The 18,162-nt window shown below is 69.0% G+C and carries 16 protein-coding genes and 2 pseudogenes; 9 read left to right on the forward strand and 9 right to left on the reverse strand.

The genetic code is table 11. The features are described 5' to 3' along the window. Nucleotides 1-67 precede the first annotated feature (67 nt). The 3 genes from AB0M87_RS21090 (at nt 68) to AB0M87_RS21100 (ending at nt 4,023) form a co-directional block, all read left to right on the forward strand. Nucleotides 68-1,516 (forward strand): MFS transporter, encoded by a 1,449-nt coding sequence (locus AB0M87_RS21090; protein ID WP_365855069.1) that lies wholly within the window; start codon nt 68-70, stop codon nt 1,514-1,516. A gap of 444 nt (nt 1,517-1,960) precedes the next feature. Further along, a complete protein-coding gene (locus AB0M87_RS21095; RefSeq protein ID WP_365855410.1) occupies nt 1,961-2,866 on the forward strand; it encodes an alpha/beta hydrolase in 906 nt (301 codons plus the stop codon). Nucleotides 2,867-3,195: 329 nt separating this feature from the next. After that, nucleotides 3,196-4,023: an alpha/beta hydrolase gene (locus tag AB0M87_RS21100; RefSeq protein WP_365855072.1), complete on the forward strand. Its 828-nt coding sequence runs from the start codon at nt 3,196-3,198 to the stop codon at nt 4,021-4,023. 193 nt (nt 4,024-4,216) lie between these two features. Here AB0M87_RS21100 and AB0M87_RS21105 read toward each other — a convergent pair whose 3' ends face one another. The 3 genes from AB0M87_RS21105 to AB0M87_RS21115 all read right to left on the reverse strand — a co-directional run bounded on the left by AB0M87_RS21105 (nt 4,217) and on the right by AB0M87_RS21115 (nt 10,088). After that, complete coding sequence (locus tag AB0M87_RS21105; RefSeq protein ID WP_365855074.1) at nt 4,217-5,887, reverse strand: DUF262 domain-containing protein; 1,671 nt, start codon at nt 5,885-5,887, stop codon at nt 4,217-4,219. A 418-nt stretch (nt 5,888-6,305) separates the two neighbouring features. Continuing rightward, entirely contained in the window at nt 6,306-8,441 is a 2,136-nt protein-coding gene (locus AB0M87_RS21110) for a UvrD-helicase domain-containing protein (protein WP_365855076.1), read from the reverse strand. A gap of 42 nt (nt 8,442-8,483) precedes the next feature. Next, entirely contained in the window at nt 8,484-10,088 is a 1,605-nt protein-coding gene (locus AB0M87_RS21115) for a serine/threonine-protein kinase (protein WP_365855078.1), read from the reverse strand. 244 nt (nt 10,089-10,332) lie between these two features. Between AB0M87_RS21115 and AB0M87_RS21120 the strand changes: the two genes are divergently transcribed. Then, the gene (locus AB0M87_RS21120; RefSeq protein ID WP_365855081.1) at nt 10,333-10,515 is read left to right on the forward strand and encodes a hypothetical protein; all 183 of its coding nucleotides are present in this window, start codon (nt 10,333-10,335) and stop codon (nt 10,513-10,515) included. 108 nt (nt 10,516-10,623) lie between these two features. Here the strand turns inward: AB0M87_RS21120 and AB0M87_RS21125 are convergent, their stop codons facing one another. Beyond that, the gene (locus AB0M87_RS21125) at nt 10,624-11,421 is read right to left on the reverse strand and encodes a cation transporter (RefSeq protein WP_365855083.1); all 798 of its coding nucleotides are present in this window, start codon (nt 11,419-11,421) and stop codon (nt 10,624-10,626) included. Continuing rightward, entirely contained in the window at nt 11,414-11,842 is a 429-nt protein-coding gene (locus AB0M87_RS21130; protein ID WP_365855085.1) for a metalloregulator ArsR/SmtB family transcription factor, read from the reverse strand. The genes AB0M87_RS21125 and AB0M87_RS21130 overlap by 8 nt, the downstream gene beginning before the upstream one ends. 62 nt (nt 11,843-11,904) lie before the next feature. Here AB0M87_RS21130 and AB0M87_RS21135 point away from each other — a divergent pair. Further along, nucleotides 11,905-12,116: pseudogene (locus AB0M87_RS21135) on the forward strand (cation transporter dimerization domain-containing protein); the annotation flags it as partial. Nucleotides 12,117-12,177: 61 nt separating this feature from the next. Here the strand turns inward: AB0M87_RS21135 and AB0M87_RS21140 are convergent. Genes AB0M87_RS21140 through AB0M87_RS21150 form a run of 3 tightly spaced genes read right to left on the reverse strand, consistent with a single transcriptional unit; the run spans nt 12,178 to nt 15,079 of the window. After that, nucleotides 12,178-12,378, reverse strand: a complete 201-nt coding sequence (locus AB0M87_RS21140) for a hypothetical protein (RefSeq protein WP_365855087.1) — start codon at nt 12,376-12,378, stop codon at nt 12,178-12,180. Beyond that, nucleotides 12,375-13,652 carry an MFS transporter gene (locus AB0M87_RS21145; RefSeq protein WP_365855412.1) on the reverse strand — a complete coding sequence of 426 codons (1,278 nt, stop codon included), beginning with the start codon at nt 13,650-13,652 and terminating at the stop codon, nt 12,375-12,377. The genes AB0M87_RS21140 and AB0M87_RS21145 overlap by 4 nt, the downstream gene beginning before the upstream one ends. Before the next feature lie 5 nt (nt 13,653-13,657). Beyond that, nucleotides 13,658-15,079, reverse strand: a complete 1,422-nt coding sequence (locus tag AB0M87_RS21150; protein ID WP_365855089.1) for an MBL fold metallo-hydrolase — start codon at nt 15,077-15,079, stop codon at nt 13,658-13,660. A gap of 46 nt (nt 15,080-15,125) precedes the next feature. Between AB0M87_RS21150 and AB0M87_RS21155 the strand changes: the two genes are divergently transcribed. Further along, nucleotides 15,126-15,803: a metalloregulator ArsR/SmtB family transcription factor gene (locus AB0M87_RS21155; RefSeq protein WP_365855091.1), complete on the forward strand. Its 678-nt coding sequence runs from the start codon at nt 15,126-15,128 to the stop codon at nt 15,801-15,803. Between the two features lie 157 nt (nt 15,804-15,960). Beyond that, nucleotides 15,961-16,137: pseudogene (locus AB0M87_RS21160) on the forward strand (bifunctional O-acetylhomoserine aminocarboxypropyltransferase/cysteine synthase); the annotation flags it as partial. A 275-nt stretch (nt 16,138-16,412) separates the two neighbouring features. On the opposite strand, the gene AB0M87_RS21165 reads toward AB0M87_RS21160, so the two are convergent. After that, the gene (locus tag AB0M87_RS21165) at nt 16,413-16,877 is read right to left on the reverse strand and encodes an ATP-binding protein (protein ID WP_365855093.1); all 465 of its coding nucleotides are present in this window, start codon (nt 16,875-16,877) and stop codon (nt 16,413-16,415) included. 112 nt (nt 16,878-16,989) lie between these two features. Here AB0M87_RS21165 and AB0M87_RS21170 point away from each other — a divergent pair, with 112 nt between their 5' ends. Next, on the forward strand, nt 16,990-17,862 hold the full coding sequence (locus tag AB0M87_RS21170) for a helix-turn-helix transcriptional regulator (RefSeq protein ID WP_365855095.1): 873 nt from the start codon (nt 16,990-16,992) through the stop codon (nt 17,860-17,862). A gap of 8 nt (nt 17,863-17,870) precedes the next feature. Further along, a complete protein-coding gene (locus AB0M87_RS21175) occupies nt 17,871-18,116 on the forward strand; it encodes a DUF397 domain-containing protein (RefSeq protein WP_365855097.1) in 246 nt (81 codons plus the stop codon). Nucleotides 18,117-18,162: the final 46 nt, after the last annotated feature.

The raw sequence follows: 18,162 nt of genomic DNA on the forward strand, positions 1-18,162 counted from the left end.
CGACAGGCCGGCCCGCCTCCTTGCAGGGAAACACGGACCGCCCTTCCCAAGGGAGATCGAACAGCAAATGCCATATGACCAGAAGGCCGAAGCGCCGGGCAAGCCGGCGCCGCAGGCGCCGGGGCCCTCCGCCCCCGCGAGCCGACCCGACTCCCGGGGCGAGCGCGCCGTCAAAGTAACCGCCCGCCTCGACCGGCTGCCCATGACCCGCGTCCAGGGCCGCATCCTCGCCCAGGGCGGCGTCAGTACCACCCTGGACGGCCTGGACCTGGGCATCATGTCCTTCCTCCTGCCACTGCTCACCACCGCCTTCGCTCTGACCGGCGGTGAACAAGGACTTGTCGCGAGCGCCACCCTGGCCGGTGCTTTCGTGGGCGACCTGCTGCTCGCCCTGCTCGGCAACCGCTGCGGACGCCGGCCACTGCTGCTGTGGTCCCTCGTGCTCTACAGCGGCTGCACCCTCCTCTCGGCGGCGGCCCCCGGCTACTCCGTGCTGCTCGTGCTGCGCTTCCTCGCGGGCATCGGGGTCGGGATCAACGTCAACGTGGTGATCCCCTACCTTGCCGAGTTCGCCCCTGCGCGGCTCCGGAGCACCTACGTCGGCGCACTCGCCGGCTTCTTCGGCCTCGGCTACGTTCTCGCGGCGCTCATCGGTACCTTCGTCGTCGCGCGGGTCGAGGACGGCTGGCGCTGGGGGCTGGTGCTCGTCGGACTGCCCGTGGTGCTCGCTCTGTGGTGGCGCCGCAGCCTGCCGGAGTCACCGCGCTACCTCCTGCTGAAAGGCAGGACCGATGAGGCCGAGCACGTCGTGGCGGCACTGGAATCGGCCGTCCGCCGGGCCGGCCGCGCACCGCTGCCCGAACCCGAAGAGCTGCCCGTGCTGGAGCCGGAGACGGAGCTGGGGGCCGGGAAACAGTTCCTCGCCTTGTGGCAGGGGGCCTTCGCTCGGCAGACGGTCGTCACCTGGGGCATGTTCTTCGTGGCCAGCTTCGCCTACTACGGCTTCCTGACTTTCCTGCCCAGCATGCTCATGGACCGGGGCATGAGCATCACGGACAGCTTCTCCTACACCCTCCTCGTCGAGGTCGCGCAGGTCGCCGGCTACTACCCGGCGGCCTGGCTGGCCGACCGTACCGACCGAAAGTGGTCCATCGTCACCTGCCTCGGCGCCTCGGCCGTCTGCGCCTTTCTGCTCTCGCAGGCCGACAGCAACGGCATGGTCCTGGGCCTGAGCATCGCGCTGGGCTTCTTCCTCAACGGCCTTTACGCGCCCCTGTACACGTACCTGCCCGAGGTCTATCCGACCGGGCTGCGCTCGATGGCGGCAGCCACCTCCGACGCCTTCAGCCGCGTCGGCGGAATCGTCGCGCCGCTCATCATCGGCACCACCTACACCTCGCTGCACTTCGCCGGGGTGTTCACGCTGATCTGTGCAGTGCTGGCAGCCGGGTGCGTGATGACGCTGGCGCTGGCGACGGCTACCAGCGGCCGCTCTCTGGAGTCGATCACGCGGTGACGGACGACGCCGGCCCCGAGTCCCCGGGCACAGGCTTCCTGCGGCCTCAGTGCGACGCGCCTCCCGCGACGCCCCAGCGCCCAAGGCCCGTATGTTCCGCCGAACCCGGGCAAGGTGCTGCCGAAACGGCACGGGTTCGAAGCCAGGGCAATTTCGAGGTCGCCCGTCTGAGGTGATCGTCACCTGTTGTCCGGATGGCTCGCCGTTACCTGGCGCGATGCCGGAACGAAGATGACCTTCTGTCCTTGATCACGGGAGTTCCGCGCTTCCGGACCACGCGGAACGGCTGCATTGGAAGGTGGTGTTGGGTCTACCCCTGTGGTGGTGCTGGACCGCTGGCGGGCCGAGTGGGCCTCTCATAGCGTCGTGCTCATGATGAATGCGACGAACGAAGAACGATCAGGTGCCACCCGGCGGACGGCATTGCGTGGGCTGGGACTCGCGGTGGGGGGCGTGGCATTGGCCACCGGGCTGGGAAGCTCGCCGGCCGCAGCGGACCCGCGTCGCGGGCTCACCACTTATGTGCTGGTGCACGGTACCCACAGCGCCGGCGCGTTCTGGATGCCGATCGCGCGTGAGCTGACGCTGCGCGGTCACCGCGTCGTCATGGTGGACCAGCCGCGGCATGGCGCGGAGGCTTTCGTGCCGGAGTCGTATCAGCGGCAGGACCTGAAAGCGATGGCGGCCGAGCTTTCCCCGCTGAAGGGCCTCGGGCTGGAGGACTATGAGGCGCGCGTCACGGGCATCGTGCGGCGGGCGGCACGGAACGGCCCGGTGGTGCTGGTCGGGCACAGCCTGGGTGGCGTATCCGTCAGCCGTGTCGGCGATGCCGTCCCGCATCTGCTGCACCACATTTGCTACATGGCGGCCTTCTGTCCCAGCCGTGTCCTGCCCACAGCGGACGCCTGCACGGCGGCGCCCGAGAACGCGAACGCCGTCAGCCCGGTCGAGCTGACGGTGGGTGACCCGGACCGGCTCGGTGTACTACGACTGAACTTCCGGACAGGTGACAGCCGTGAGCTGGCCCTCCTGAAGGAGATGATCTGCGCGGACTACCCCGACGCCGAATTCCGCCGGGTACTGGCCGGCCTGCAGACCGACGAGCCCGTCGCCGCTTATGCGGGCCGAGCGGTCGGCCGGGCCGGCAGCTGGGGACGCCTTCCCCGCACCTATCTGCGTTTCGGCAGGGACCGGACGATCGCCACCGCACTCCAGGACAGAATGATCGCGGAAGCCGACGCGTTCACGCCCGGCAACAGCTTCCGCGTGCACGATTTTCCCGGGGCGTCACACATCGGCCCTATGGATCCCATCCCGGTCGCGGAGATCCTGGACACGCTCGCGGCGTAGGGGGATCAGGCGCTCGAAGAAGTCGCAAGCCAAGAGTGTCCAGGCCCGGGAGCGCCGGAAGCCGGACGGGTCGTGGACCAGCGGCCGGGGAGTGGGGGCGGATCCCCAGTGGGTGGCGGCCCAGGTGCTCCGATGGCTCCTGGGTGGCGATCACCAAGGTGTCCGCGTTCTTCAGGGGCGGTTCGTCGTGGTCGACGACGATCCGGAAGCTTTCGGCCGTACGAACCGGCCCTCGTTCTCCGACAGGCCGGCTCGGACGAGGTGGGAAATACTCACAGTCTGCGACTGCCCTCGTACGGTGGGGACCACCCTTACGGAAGGACGATCACATGCCTACGGTTGCCACACGCGACGGTGTCGAGATCTTCTACAAGGACTGGGGACAGGGCCGCCCCGTGGTCTTCCTCCACGGCTGGCCGCTCAACGGCGACGCCTGGCAGGACCAGCTCAAGGCCGTCGCCGATGCCGGTTTCCGCGGCATCGCGCACGACCGACGCGGCCACGGACGCTCCACGCCGGTGTACAACGGCTACGACTTCGACACCTTCGCCGACGACCTCAACGATCTCCTCACCGAACTCGACCTGCGCGACGTCACCTTGGTCGCCCACTCGATGGGCGGCGGCGAACTGGCCCGCTACATCGGCCGCCATGGCACCGGCCGGCTCCGGTCCGCCGTACTGCTCTCCGCCATCACGCCCCTGATGCTCCAGGGCCCCGGCAACCCTGAGGGCGTGCCACAGAGCGTCTTCGACGACATCAAGAGCGGCATCCTCGCGGAGCGCTCGCAGTTCTGGAAGGACATGGCCGTCGGCTTCTTCGGTGCGAACCGGGACGGCCACCAGGTCACCCAGGGTAACAAGGACGCCTTCTGGTCCATGGGAATGGCCCAGACCATCGAGGGAGGAGTCGACTGCGTGGACGCCTTCGCCTCGACGGACTTTTACCACGACCTCAAGAAGTTCGACATCCCCACGCTCGTCGTCCACGGCGACGACGATCAGATCGTTCCCATCGACGCCACCGCCCGCAAGAGTGCGGAGATCATCCCGAACGCGATGCTCAAGGTGTACGAGGGCGGCTCCCACGGCATCGCGCTCGTCCCCGGTGACAAGGAGAGGTTCAACCAGGACCTCCTGGAGTTTCTCCATAGCTGAACGAGCCGGACGGCCCTCACCTGCCCGAACCACCGCACCATCCGCGGCCTGGAGAGCGCTTCTTTCCGGGGCGCGGACAGCGTGGCTGAGGTCACCGGGAAACGTGTCCATCTGGTGTTGGGTCAGACGCCCCGTCAGGCGATGTGCGCGAACCTACCGATGGCCCCTACAAGCGCGATGACGGCACGCCTGGTTACAGCCGCCACTCCGAGGTGAGCAAGCCGAGCAGCTCGGACTGCCGCTTCTCAAGCAGTACAGGTGTCCAGGTGTCCTGTCCCAGTACCTGGGTCGTCAGGGGAAAAGTGACAACGCCCCGCTTGAGGTACTTCTCTTTCTTGACGGCGAAGTCGAGGTTCTGGGCCTGCGAGTTCTTTGTCCGGCTGAGCAGAACCAGATTGGCCAGCCTGTGTGTCCACTGAGCGCGCTCGTTCACGGTGAAGTCGGCCAGCCACTGTGACCCAGGCCCCGGATTCTGCGGAAGTACATGCTCGACCGTGATGCGCGGAGCGTCGTACGTAGCCATGACATCCTTCTCGGCCACCAACTCGTCAAGCCGCAACAGGATGTACCGACGCGTTCTGGTCTCGTAGTAGACGTCACCGTCAAGGCGATGAAGGGTCTCGGCCCGTTCGCGCTCGGTCAGTTGGAGAGAAGGGGAGCCAAGGCCCGTGGAGGCCGACAGTTCCTTGAGGAGTTCGGCGAAGCGTTGTACGCGAGGAGTGGTGTACACGCGACGGATGAACATGCTCGCAGCCAGGCGCTCGAGCGAACCGAAGAAGGAACACAGCCATTCCGGATCGTCCCCATGGTGACGCAGTGCCCACAGGGCAGCGGGCCACCAGTCGTTGTTGTCCAGTTGCAGGAGCCGCCGAAACCACAGGTTGACCTCATCCGAGCCATCGCCGGCCGAGTATCTCTGATCGCGGATCACAGCGAAACCCTCGGCGTACGGGACGAGGACGTCGTCGACGAAATCCTTCCCCCGTCCGCGCTTGTAGTGGTCCAGGACCTGCGTCTGGAACTCCTTGAGCAACTCCTGCCGGGCGCGCTCGCCGGAGAAGATCATGCGGATATGGAGAAACAAGTCCGAAAAGTCATCACGGCCGAGGCTTTCCTCTGCATCCTCCCACCGAGTGGCGTAGGTCTCCGATGCGTCGTCGTCGATGTCTCCGATGACGTGCGCCTTGAAAATGTCCGCAGGTGACAGATCCAGGCCCCTGGAGTTCATCACGCTGAAGATCCGGTGGGCACTGTCCAGGTCAGGGGTACTGACCGCGACGAGGAACGTCTGGACACCCATCAGAGTGCACAGCGCGAGGCGTTGCTCGTCCGTGCGGGTTGTCAGCTTTGCATGCAGCACCCTTGCATTGGCCTGGAGCGCCCTTTGTGCGTCAGTCTTCAGCGTGTGCGGATTGAGGTCCAAGAGCTTCTCGATGGATCCCAGGGTCTGAATGTACTGGCGGAAGAAGTCGGCGTCCCGGGGACGCAGAGTCAGCCGGGGTTTGGCTTTCAGCCCCAGGACAGTGTTCCCCGGTTCGGCGATCATCGCCACCAGGTTGGTCACCACGTCGGGCTGCTGTGCCAGGTCGCGTAACACGGCCAGCAGGATGGTCAAAGTCGTCAACCGCTGCTGACCGTCGATGACGTCCGCATCAGCGGTACGGCTGTCCTTGACGAGCACCAGGGAACCGAGGAAGTAAGGCTCCCCGTTGCCACGAAAAAGGGCTTCTTCCAGGTCGGCAAGCAACTGCTCCGCCTGCTCGGTCTCCCACGCGTAGGGGCGCTGGTAGTCAGGGATCCGGAAGTCGTAGTCGCTGCAGAAGACCTTGTGGAGCGGAACTTCGCGTGCTTCGAGCTGAGCCATGAACAGCATGATTCCTCAAGGTCGGCCGACTTCGCAGGGGAGTGCGCAAGCTGCCGTCCGGCATGATTGCCGTGATATGGACGACCGGCACGAAGCTCGTAGGCGTCGCTCGCCAGCGAAGTCGTCAGCCGGCCTGCCACCGTGGTCAGCGGCGGTCTTCGGGAACCAACGGACAGCGTCCGCTGTGAAGACCGATGCCCAGAACGGTACGTCCGAGGAACTCGCAGCGATGCGGTGGGGCTCTCCCAGCGCTGGGTCTGTTTTCACACGCTCGACAACTGTCCCCGTGAGGCGCGGTCGAGGCGGGAGCCAACCCGGACGACCCCTTCGTCGTCACGTTGGGTGGCACGACAGAAGGGCCGGCAGGCTGAGGCCGGGGGCCGGCGCCCGGTGACGGTCGGGCCGTCTTCGGGAGACTTCAGACCCCGGCCTCCACCAGGAACTCACTCGGCTGGCCCGACCACGACACGTACAGCCCGTCCCGTGCCCGCGTACAAGCGACGAACAGCAGGCAGCGTTCCGCAAGGAGATCCGTCTCGTGCTGGAGGCGGTCGACATCGGCCGGGGTAACGGCTCTCGCGTACGGCAGGGCGCCGTCGCTCACCCCGATGACCGCGACGCACCGGTACTCCAGCCCCTTGAACGAGTGCATCGTACCGACCTGCACGGCTTCCCCGTCCGACGGGGCGTCACCCCGCAGGCGGATCGCGGGGACGCCCGCTGCCCTGAGCCGCTCCGCCGCGTGGTCGCAGTTCTTGTTGAACCGGGCACTCACCCCGATCTCGCCCGGGGCGATTCCGCTGTCGAGCCAGCCGCGGACCCGCTGTACCAGCGCGTCCAGTTCAGCGTCCTCGGTGTCCGCGCCGTACGCTTCGGGCCCGCTGCCGTGCAGGGACGAGCGGTAGCCGAGCAAGGTTTCGTTTCGGGCGTCGTCGGCGAGTTGCTCGAAGGGGCGGCCGACGAGGAGTGCGGTGGACCAGCTGAGGATCTCGTGCGTCGAGCGGTAGTTCCTGCGCATCTTCGTCGAGCGGCCCGCGACCCTGATCCCGACCGCCTTCAGGGACACCTTCGAGTCGTAGATGCGCTGGTGCGGGTCGCCCGCGATGAACAGGTCATCTGGACTGACCGGGGCGGCCGTGCGCAACAGCCGCCACTGCGCTGGGTGCAGGTCCTGTGCCTCGTCGACGACGACGTGCCGGTAACGCGCCCCGCCGTACTCCAGTAGATCCGCTGCCTCGGCGCAGGTACCGAGGTAGGTACGGAGCCCGTCGACGGTGAGCCGGCCGGTGAACTCCTCGATCGTGCGCCACGCCAACTCGCGGGCCGATGTGGGCAGTGCGCTGCCGCGTCCGCGCCGCTCGCACTCCTTGTACGCGTCCAGAGTCCGCAGATTCTGCGCGAGGACGACGTGCTTGTACTCCTGGCCGAGGAACTGCGGGGTGCCGGTGAACCCGGTGGCCTTCGCGGCCTGCACCCAGCGTGCCTCCTCCTCGCCCCCGCGCAGCGGCCGCCGCGAGGTCGACACGACGCGGGCGGCGAACGCATCGACGGTCATGATGTCCACCCGGTCGCGCAGCGACTCGTCCTCGACCAGTGCGGCAAGTCCGGCGCGCAGAGCGGCGACGAGAGCGTTGGTGTACGTGGTCAGCAGGATGCGTTCACCATCGCGCAGGTACCGCAGCAGATGGCGTACGCGGTGCAGGGCCACGACTGTCTTGCCCGTGCCCGGCCCTCCCGTGACCTGGGCGGGCCCGGAGTACGAGGCCCGGTAGGCGACCTTGTGCTGCGAGGGATGGAGGAACACCCGCCAGGCAGCGAACGGCTTGTCGAGGATGTCCCGCAGTTCCTCGGATGCCGTGACGAGCGCGATCCGGGTACGGGTGCGCTGGATGGCGGTCGCGAAGTCGGTGGTGTCCACCGGGGCGTCCTCGGCGGGCGCGCTGGCGAGACTGACGGACACCACGTCCCGCCACACCTCCTCCACGCCGAAGCCCGCCGCCAGGTACTCCAGGACTTCCCGCTGGTCCTGCGGGAAGTACGGCGCGAAGACCTCCAACTGCTCCAGGTCCGTGAGGACGCGGGCCTGGAGCAGAGTGGTCCCGTCGATGCCGAGCGCGGACAGGTCACCGTCGGAGACGTGCGCGAACAGCCGCTGGTCGGGGGCCGGCGCGATGCGCTCGTACGCCGGGGTGAGCTCGTCGAGCATCGCGATGTCCCGGATCTCCACCGCCCGGGTGACCGCGTTGATACTGGCCTTCTGTTTGATCGCCCAGTCGATCGCCTTGTCGTGCGGCATCACCCGCAGCAGTACGTAGGTGTCCCCGCTGTCCGGCGCGAGGACGACGCCCCGCGTCCCCTGGTCGACACGGATGGTGCGGATATGCGGATCGCGGGCGCGCTTCAGCGACTCCAGCTTCAGCCCAGGGTCCTTGAACAGCTGGTCAAGGGTGAGCCGTTCGAACTTCTCCCACGCGTCGAACACCCCCTGCTTCACGGTGCCTTGGAGCTTGCCGAGCTGCGCGCAGAAACCGATGTCGAACGCGAGGTGGGGCATGAGGGGCCTCTCCGGAAGAGCGGGCGAAGGGGATATGGCGGTTCAGGCGGTCGGCCCGTCGAGGTCGAGGCGGATCAGGGCCAGCGCCTCGGCGACCTCTTCGGTCATCTCGTCATCCGGCCCGAACACCAGACGCAGATCGTCGTGGAGCGGTTCGAGGATCGCGTGGACCTCGGCAGCCTGTCCCTGCGCGAGCAGCAGCATCCCGATGTCCCGCCGCAACTCGACGGCCTCCTCGCTCACATCACCGTCGACCGCCCGCACGACGTCGAGGACGTTCCGCAGCGTGGCCAGCGCGTCGGTGACCTGGCCGAGCTCGGCGCGGCAGCGGGCAGCCTGGGCGCGGCAGGCGCGCGCTCGCTCGCTGGTGGGGCCGCCGGTGCGCGCGTACGCGTCGGCGAGGGCGTCGAACTCGGGCAGCGCGGCCCGGTAGTCCGCGCCGAGCAGCCGGATTGCGGCCCGCTGCATGCGCAGCTCAAGTACCTTGCGGTTCTCCGATCCGAGAGCGCGGGCTGCGGGTTCGATGATCTCGCCCAGCACCTCGGCGGCCTGCGCAAACCGCTCCTCCGCCAGCAGCGCGTCGGAGTGCGCGTACGCCTCGTTGATCTCCTCCCGCAGCTGCGCGGGTACGGGCGCGGGCGCGGCAGGCACGGCATCGGGACCGCCCGGAGTGGCCGCGACTCTGCCCGCCCCCGCACGGGCACGCGGTGCGTACGGGTTGCGGAAGATTCCCGTCGGGTCGGGCGCCCCCTCCGGCCCCGTCTCGCCCGGCACGGCCTTCTCCCCGGGCGGCGGCAGGAAAGGCCGCAACCGCTCATACACCTCCTGCACATCGGCGGGCCGTGCCTCCGGCGCCTTGAGCAGCAGGTGCAGGACGAGGTCCTCCAGCGCCGCCGGCACGTCGGGGCGCAGTTCGCGCAGCGGGATGGGGGCGGCGTTGACGTGCTGGTGCATCACCATGTACTCGCTGTCGGCCGTGAACAGCAGCCGTCCGCTGAGCAGTTCGTGCAGCACACAGCCGAGTGCGTACAGATCGGTCTGCGGGGTGGTCCGTCCGCCGCGTACCTGCTCCGGCGCCATGTACTGGTAGGTCCCGATGGGGCTGCCGGTCGCCGTCAGCTTGGTGACGTCGGTCCGCAGGATCGCCGCGATGCCGAAGTCGAGGACCTTCACCGTCCCGTCGCGGGCGACCAGGATGTTGCTGGGCTTGAGATCTCGGTGGATCACCGGCACCTCGTGCGCGTACGACAGCACGGTGGCCACCTGCGCCGCCACGGCAACCGCCCAGCTCACCGGTAGCGGGTGCTCCGGGTGGATGTACGAGGACAGCGGAACGCCGTCGACCAGCTCCATGACGAGGAACAGCCGCTCGTAGGCGGTGTCCGTGTCGTCGAGCACCGCGTCGTACACCTGCGGCACCCCGGGGTGCTGGATCCGCGCGGTGATCCGCGCCTCCCGCTTGAACCGCTTGGCGAACTCCGCTGCCAGCTGCGGGGAGCCCGCGACGGCCTGCTGGCGGATCACCTTCACGGCGACGGGCCGGTCGAGCACCGCATCGTAGCCGCGCCACACGTCCCCCATGCCGCCGCTGTTGATCTCCTCCAGGAGTTCGTAACGACCGGCGATCGGCTGCGGCTGCTGTGGCACATTGCCCCCGTGCGTGCGTGTACGGGCCGACGCGTATTGCGGCGCGTCGACCCGATTTGACTGGGGGCAAGTCTCTCCGGTCCGGCGATCTCCAGTCCAGCGGCAGCGTGCTGGACTTGCCGGGTGCGTCACTTTCCAGTCACGCCGGGTGTCGCGCCCGCCGGGGAAATCGTGGTGCGTAGACGCACTCCTGAGCGGTCTATACGCTGAGTAGCGCTGATATCACGCATGGGCAGGGGGATGTTTGAACAAGCCATGGGACGCGGATCCCCAGGCGACGCTCGTTCGACGCCTGGGCGCGTCACTGCACCGCAACCTCAATGTGCTCGGCCGCTACAGCTTCACCGCCTCCACCCCGGCCGGCGGCGGCCTGCGGCCCCTGCGGGACCCGGACGCCGCTGGACTCGACGAGGACGACGAGGAGTAGGGCGCCGGGTCTCCGCTGCCCTGGCTACAGCCTGCAGTCGGGAGCGGCTGCTGCGGCCGCAGACTCATCCGTGCGCCGACGGCAGGTACCGGTCCCGGGGGTCGTGCGTCAGCAGCAGTCGTCGCCGCGCCAGGCGCGGCGGCCGTCGAAGACAGCGATGGTCGCGACGGCGAGTCCGGCGATGGGGTCGAGCCACCACCAGCCGAGCGTCGTGTTGGCCAGCAGACCTGCCAGGACACCGGCCGCGAGGTAAGCGCACAGGAGGTTCTGGGCGCCTTCGCCGGCGGTCGCCCCGGAGTCCAGGTGCTTGCCGAGCCTCCGTTTGGCGATACCGAGCGCAGGCATGAGGACGATGCTGGAGATCGTCAGGGCGATGCCCAGCGAGGTGGTCGACGGGTGACTGCCGCCCATGAGATCGACGACGGACTGAGCCCCGACGTAGGGGGCCAGCAGCCAGAAGCTGACCGCCACCGCGCGCTGTGCCGTTGCTTCGGCATGGGCGGAGTGGGTGCGCGCTCCGGTGAAACGCCAGATGACGATGACGCTCGCCAGTCCCTCGACGACCGACGACAACGCCCACCCGACCAGTCCGATGGACCCTGCCCGGATACCGGTGAACAGGCCGAGCGCGCCTTCGAGCGTCATCCAGGTCAGGCTCGCCCAGGCCAGCACCTTCGCACGGCGGGCGCTGCGCAGCCATGCGGCGCCGCGGACAGGCTCCGGCGCACCGCACTCGTCCGTTTCTCCGGCGTGACCGGCCGGGCCGCAGCAGTCGTCGATTGCGGTCGGCACGCTCTCGGGCGGCGAAGGCGTGCAGCAGTCGTCTGTGCAGGTGTCGGGCGACTGAGTCCTGACGCGGGCTGGAGTCAGGGACAGCATGCCGGGGGTGGTGCTCTGCTCAGCCACGTGTCGCTTCCTTGTCGGGTTCGGTGGTGTCCAGCGCTGGCGGGCAGCAGCCCGAATCGATGACGCAGTCGCCCGCGAGCTCGGCTGCGGGAGCGGCCGGCTCCGTGGCGGTGCCGTGTTCCACCAGCAAGGTCAGGGCAGCGAGTTCGGCCAGTGCGTGGGCGAGGCGGGGATCGGAGATCCGGTACAGAGCCCGGCGTCCGACCGCTTCACTGCGCACCAGGCCGCATCCGCGCAAGCACCCCAGGTGGTTGGAGACGTTGCCCCGGGTCAGTCCCAGCTGGTCGGCGAGATCGGCCGGATAGGCCGGGCCTTCCAGAAGCCTCAGCAGCAGCCGCCTGCGGGTGCCGTCAGCCAGCGCCAGTCCGATGCGTTCAAGGGCAGCCACGTCGATCGCGACCGCCGGCGAGGAGATATCCATCCATAGATAGTAAAGCCTCTGCTGTATTCACCCCCAGGTTGATACAGTCAAGACTTAACCGTGGTGAACTGCGGATGCGGTGGATCGGTCACCAACTGCGGGCCGAGGTCGCCATCGTCGTGGCCGGGGACCTCAGTGTCCGCGACGCCCACCAGATCGCCGTCGACGCCGAACACTCCTGCACGCCATGCCCCGACTGACCGCTGCTCTCGTACACGCTGGCCCGGACACCGGCCACGACGACACCGACCCGCACTCGGCTCTGGCCCACCACCACGCCCACGCCTGCACGGCTGCCGGCGGCCGCCGGCAGCGCCGGACTGATCCGGACGGTGTCAGGCTTCGGTTTCGGCGGCGGCTACGCCTGCGGTGGCGCAGTCGGTGCAGTGGATGCGACGGGTGCGGCCGTGGGCGGAGCCGGTCGGGGGGGTGTGGTCGGTCCGGGCGTGGTCTTGGCAGATGGCGGCGCCGCAGTGGTGGCAGCCGGCGACGGCGGTTGCGGTGCGGCCCTGGGTGGCGCAGGGCAGGCGGTTCATGGCCGGACTCCTGCGTGGTGGCGTTCGGTGATCCAGCGGGCGGCGAGCAGGCCGGAGCCGGCGGTGAGCGCGGCGGCGGCGATGACGGCGGCGTTCAGCCCGGCGGTTTCGGCGACGATGCCGGCGACCAGGGCGCCAAGGGCGTAGCCGAGGTCGCGCCAGAAGCGGTAGGCGCCCAGGGCCTTGGCGCGCCAGGCCGGGTGGGCGTGGTCGCTGACGGCGGCGATCAGGGCCGGGTAGACCATGGCGGTGCCGATTCCCAGGGCGATGGCGGAGGCGATGCCGGCCAGGAGCGGGTGGCTGATCAGGGCGAGGGCGAGGACGAAGCCGGCGGCCTGGATGAGCATGCCGGCGACGATGAGGGGTTTGCGGCCGTAGCGGTCGGCGAGTTGTCCCGTGCCGATCTGGCCGATTCCCCACAGCAGCGGGTAGATGCCCTTGATCAGGCCGACCGCGGCGATGCTCAGGCCGTGCTGGGTGAACAGCAAAGGGAAGACGCCCCAGGTCAGGCCGTCGTTGAGGTTGTTGACCAGTCCTGCTTGGCTGCCGCCGCGCAGGCTGCGGTCGCGCCAGGAGGTACGGGCGAACACCTCTCGGAAGCCCGGGGTCTCCTCGGGCCGGCCGCTGGGGTTGGGGTGCTGGGCACTCTCCAGGGCGACGTGGTCGGCGGTGTCGCGTACCAGGAGTACGGACAGGACGAGACCGGCGGCGACGAAGATGACGCCGATGAGTTCGGGGGCGGGGCGCAGTCCGTAGGCGGTGGCCAGGTAGCCGGTGATCAGGGCGGTGGCGCCGACCGCGGTGTAGCCGGCGGCCTCGTTGAGTCCGGTGGCCAGGCCGCGGCGGGCCGGGCCGACGAGGTCGATCTTCATGTTGACGGTCATCGACCAGGTCAGGCCCTGGTTGATGCCGAGCAGTACGTTGGCGGCGACGATCCAGTCCCACCCCGGGGCGTAGGCCAGGGCGAACGGGACGGGGGTGCCGATCAGCCAGCCGGCGACCAGCAGTTGCTTGCGGCGGAAGCGGGCGGTCAGGGCGCCCGCAGCGAGGTTGGTGAGAGCTTTGGTGACGCCGAAGGCGATGATGAAGGCGAAGACTGCCAGGTCGTTGGTCAGGTGGAAGACGCGGGTGCCGATCAGCGGGGTGGTGGTGCGTTCCAGGCCGACGACGCCGCCGACGCAGGCGTTGACGATGACCAGCAGGGTGAACTGGGGCCAGTTCTCGCGCAGTCCCAGCCGCACCGGCCGCCGGCGCGGCTGGTGCGGGGCCGACATGCTGGTCACCGCTGCTCCTGGGGGCTGGGGCCGGCGGTCAGCGGCTTGCCGTGCGCGGCGGCCCAGTCGGTGGGGCCGCCGTCGAGGACGGCCAGGTCATGTTGCCCGGCTCGTTGCAGGAGGCTGGCGGCGGTCATGGCGCGCTCACCGTGCCCGCAGGCGACCACGGCGCCGGCCGGGGCCTGGTCGGCGCGGGCGGTCAGGTCACCGAGTTCGATGTGGACCGCGCCGGGGATGTGCCCGGCGGTGTGCTCGGCCGTCTGACGGACGTCCAGAACGGGCCTGTGGGCGATCCGGCCGGGGGCGAGCAGGTCGATGCGCTGCTGTCGTTCGCCGTCGGCTGCCCAGGCGGCCATGCCGCCGGCCAGGTGCCCGGCGAGGCGCTCGTAGCCGATCTTGGCCGCCTGCCAGGTGATCTCGGCGAGGTCCTGGCCGGGGCCGGCCACGAACACCAAGGGCGCATCGTCGGGCAGGATCCAGCCGAGCCAGGTGGCGAACTGGTCGCGCAGCGCGATGGAGATCGCGCCGGGGATGTGGCCGGCGGCGAAGGCGGCCACGGGCCGGACATCGATGACCCAGGCGCCCTCGCGGATCAGGGCGCGCACCTGCTCGGGAGAAAGGGCCGGCAGGACGGGTTCGGCGGTGATGGGCGCGGGGCCGTGCCGGTTGATCACTCCGAGGCGGGAGAAGTAGGCGGGGTAGGAGCCCAGGCTGCCCAGCAGCGCCGCCACGAACGCGTCCTCGTCGGGCGCGGCGAGGAGGGCGTTTGATGTCTTCTGGGCGCCGATGGTGGTGGTGCGTTCCGCGCCGGGCGGGGCGGAGCAGAACGACCCCGCGCCGTGGGTGGGCCATACCGCGGTGGCGTCCGGGAGGGTGGCCAGGCGGTGCAGGGAGCGGTACTGGGCACGGGCCAGTTCCTCGGCCCGCTCGTGCCCGAGCAGGTCGGTGCGGGCGGCCGAGCCCACGATCAACGAGCCGCCGGTGAACACCCCCAGCTCGCGGCGTCCGTCCAGCAGCAGGTAGGACAGGTGCTCGTCGGTGTGGCCCGGGGTCGCCAGCGCCCGCAGGGTGAGTCCGCCCAGGTCCACCTCCTGCCCGTCGGCCAGCGGTGTGTGGGGGAAGGTGCGGTCGCCGGCGGCGGAGGCCAGCACGGTGGCGCCGTCGTCGTGCGCGAGCTGGAGGGCGCCGGTGAGGAAGTCGGCGTGCAGGTGCGTGTCGGCTGCGAACACCACCGTCAGCCGGCGCTTGGCCGCGGCGCCGCGCAGGGCTCGTACGTCTCGCGTGGCGTCGACCGCCAGCGCCCGGCTATCTCCGAGGTCCGCCAGGTAGGCGCTGTTGCCCAGCCCCTCATCGACCAGGGGTATCAGGTTCTCGTCGTTGAAGCCCACCGTGCCCTCCAAAAGGGGCAGCGCCGGGGTGGCACCCACCACCCCCCGTATACTCACTATATTCCATGGATTTATGGAGGATGTCATGTCGGAGACCATCACGGTGAGCAGCAAGGCGCGGCTGTATGACGCGTTCGCGGCGAGCGGCAAGGCGCTGGCCAGCGGAAAGAGGCTGGAACTGCTCGATCTGCTCGCGCAGGGCGAACGGACCGTCGACGCCCTGGCGAAGGCGGCCGGGCTGAACCTGACGACCGCCTCGGCTCATCTGCAGACGCTCAAGCAGGCCGGGTTCGTCGTCACCCGCCGCGAGGGCGTGCGGATTCACTACCGGCTGGCCGGCGACGATGTGGCGCAGTTGTTCGCGCTGCTGCGCAAGGTCGCCGAGGCCCATCAGGCGGCCGTGGGTCCGGCGCGTGCCGCCTACCTCGGCGACGAGGAAGGGCCGGAGGTCACCCGCGAGCAACTGCGTGCGCGCGTAGAGGCCGGCGAAGTGGCACTGCTCGATGTGCGGCCGGTGGAGGAGTATCTGGCCGGGCACATACCCGGGGCGGTCTCCATCCCGGCCGAAGAGCTCGCCGGGCGGATCAACGAACTCCCGGAGGGGGCGGAAATCGTCGTGTACTGCCGGGGCGAGTACTGCGTGCTGGCCTATGACGCGGTGCGGCTGCTGACCGAGCGGGGCCGCAAGGCGATCCGGCTCAACGACGGCATGCTGGAGTGGCGTCTGGCCGAGATGCCGGTGACCGCCGGAGACCTGGCATGACGAGCAGCCCGCCACCGGCCCACCCGGCCCTGGCCGACGGGCCCGTCTACCTCGACTACAACGCCACCACGCCGGTCGACCCCCGCGTCGCGGCAGCCACGGCGCCCTACGTGACCGGCTGGTTCGGCACCCCCCGGCACGGCCTTGCACCCGCAGCGTGCACGCGGGCGAGACCCGTGACCCGCAAGGGGCGATCCACGCCCCGCTCTACGGGCACTCGTCGTTCGTTTTCGACGCCACCGCCGGCCTCCTCGACGTGGTGGAAGGCCGCAAGGCGGGCAACCTCTACACCCGCTACGGACTCAACCCCACCATCCGCTCACTGGAGGCGAAACTCGCGGACCTCGAAGAAGGCGAGCAGGCCCTGGCGTTCTCCTCCGGCATGGCCGCCGGCGCGCTCATCGGCCACGCCGAACTGCTGGCGCCGGTGACGGTGTGGCGCAAGAGCCTCGGCCAGATGATCGCCCCCGAGACAGCCTCCTGCTGGCCCGCAGCATCCGCAGCCTCCCCGTACGCGTACGGGCCGAGAACGCCACCGCCGCAGCGCTCGCCTCGTTCCTGGCCGCCCACGTCCCGGTGCACGGGCACCGTGTGTGTTGTCACGAGGACCTATGCCGGTCCCACGTCCAGCACGGCCCAGATGGTCTTGCCCGGCCCGTCCTCGCACGGATACCAGCCCCAGCGGTCCGTGAGTGCGGCCACCAGGAGCAGGCCGCGGCCTCCCTCCAGCTCGTCCGAGGGTTCGGCGAGGGCGGGGATGCTCTCGCCGCGGGTGTCGGTGACCTCGACGCGTACGGTCCTGCCTTCGGCGGACAGCCGGAGGCGGAAGTCGCGTCCGGGGACCAGACCGTGGCGCACGGCGTTGGCGCCGAGTTCGGAGACGACCAGCGTCAACGCGTCGTGGGCGTCGCTGCCGTAGGGGATGCCCCAGGTGTCGAGACGTTCCGCTGCCAGGCGTCGGGCGAGGCGGGCGCCGCGTGGGGTGGCGGTGAAGCACATCGTGAAGTGGTGCCAGGGGGAGCGGGGTTGGGTGGTGCGGATGGGGCGTACGGGGAGTGGTGGCTTGCTGGTCATGGCTCCACGGTGACGTCTGGTGGCGTAGCGTGACCAGGGGTGACGCGCCGTCGCGGGCTGCTTGTACGTGGCGGGCGTTCGGCGTGTACGTACGTGGGACAGGCGGGTGGCGATGGCGCAGGACGAAGCGGGTACGGGTACGGAATCGGGGGCGGGCTCCGAGTCCGGGAAGCGACCGGAGGACGGGGCGGGATCCGGCGTGATGGTCGCGTTCGGGCGGCAGTTGAAGCTGTTGCGAACGCGGGCCGGGCTCGATCGGGTGGAATTCGGGAAACGGGTGGGATACGCGGCGCAGTCGGTCGCGTCGTTCGAGCAGGCGCGGCGGATTCCTCAGCCGGGGTTCATTGACAAGGCGGATCAGGTGCTGGACGCCGGGGGACTGTTGCTGGCGCTTAAGGAGGAGGTCGCGCGGTCCCAGTATCCGGCGTTCTTCCGTGACATGGCGCGCCTGGAGGCGGAGGCTGTAAGCCTTCACGTCTACGCTGCGCTGGCTGTGCCAGGCCTGCTGCAGACAGAGGCGTACGCACGCGCTGTGTTCACAATGCGCCGTCCGCTTCTTGACGAGGAGACGATCGAGCAGCGTGTATCGGCTCGTATGGCTCGTCAAGCGATCTTCGCTCGCAAACCCATGCCGACTCTCAGTTTCGTCATCGAGGAGTCGGTGCTGCGACGGCCTATTGGAGGGCCGGCTGTGCTCCAGGGCCAGCTGGAACAGATCATGCTTCATGGGCATCGACGTAACGTGGAAGTCCAGTTAATGCCGACTGACCGGATGGAGCACTGCGGTCTAGCCGGGCCGTTTACCTTGATCGAGAAACACGACGGGCGGAGGATGGCATACGTTGAGGTTCAGCGAGACAGCCGTCTGCATACCGACCGGGCGGTGGTACGGGATGTCGAGGAGCAGTATGGGATCATCCGAGCTCAGGCCCTGACCCCGCGTGAATCGCTGGACGTCGTCGAGGGACTCCTGGGAGAAGAATGATGAGCCGGATGGATGTGCCGAGCGTGCCTGAATCGGCTTGGTTCAAAAGCAGCTATAGCAGCGGCGAAGGCGGCGAGTGTGTCGAGGTCGCTTGGCGTAAGAGCAGCTACAGCACTGGCAACGGCGGCGAGTGCGTGGAGTTCGCTGCCGCTGTCACTCACGTACACATCCGGGACTCGAAGATGGTCAGTGGTCCCGTGCTGACCGTTAGCCCTGGCGCGTGGGCTGGGTTTGTCGGCCACGTAGCCTGCTGAGCAACGTAGGCGGGAGGGTCACGCCGCGTGCCGTACCGGCGTTGCG

The sequence above is a fragment of the Streptomyces sp. NPDC051320 genome (genome assembly GCF_040682175.1).
In the GTDB taxonomy this organism is placed as follows: domain Bacteria; phylum Actinomycetota; class Actinomycetes; order Streptomycetales; family Streptomycetaceae; genus Streptomyces.

Excerpts from the sequence above, each read along its gene's own strand:
- AB0M87_RS21090 (WP_365855069.1), top strand. The coding sequence starts at position 68 with ATGCCATATGACCAGAAGGCCGAAGCGCCGGGCAAGCCGGCGCCGCAG.
- AB0M87_RS21110 (WP_365855076.1), bottom strand. The coding sequence starts at position 8,441 with ATGCCCCACCTCGCGTTCGACATCGGTTTCTGCGCGCAGCTCGGCAAG.
- AB0M87_RS21175 (WP_365855097.1), top strand. The coding sequence starts at position 17,871 with ATGGATGTGCCGAGCGTGCCTGAATCGGCTTGGTTCAAAAGCAGCTAT.
- AB0M87_RS21155 (WP_365855091.1), top strand. The coding sequence starts at position 15,126 with ATGTCGGAGACCATCACGGTGAGCAGCAAGGCGCGGCTGTATGACGCG.
- AB0M87_RS21145 (WP_365855412.1), bottom strand. The coding sequence starts at position 13,652 with ATGTCGGCCCCGCACCAGCCGCGCCGGCGGCCGGTGCGGCTGGGACTG.
- AB0M87_RS21165 (WP_365855093.1), bottom strand. The coding sequence starts at position 16,877 with ATGACCAGCAAGCCACCACTCCCCGTACGCCCCATCCGCACCACCCAA.
- AB0M87_RS21140 (WP_365855087.1), bottom strand. The coding sequence starts at position 12,378 with ATGAACCGCCTGCCCTGCGCCACCCAGGGCCGCACCGCAACCGCCGTC.
- AB0M87_RS21105 (WP_365855074.1), bottom strand. The coding sequence starts at position 5,887 with ATGGCTCAGCTCGAAGCACGCGAAGTTCCGCTCCACAAGGTCTTCTGC.
- AB0M87_RS21130 (WP_365855085.1), bottom strand. The coding sequence starts at position 11,842 with ATGGATATCTCCTCGCCGGCGGTCGCGATCGACGTGGCTGCCCTTGAA.
- AB0M87_RS21170 (WP_365855095.1), top strand. The coding sequence starts at position 16,990 with ATGGCGCAGGACGAAGCGGGTACGGGTACGGAATCGGGGGCGGGCTCC.
- AB0M87_RS21100 (WP_365855072.1), top strand. The coding sequence starts at position 3,196 with ATGCCTACGGTTGCCACACGCGACGGTGTCGAGATCTTCTACAAGGAC.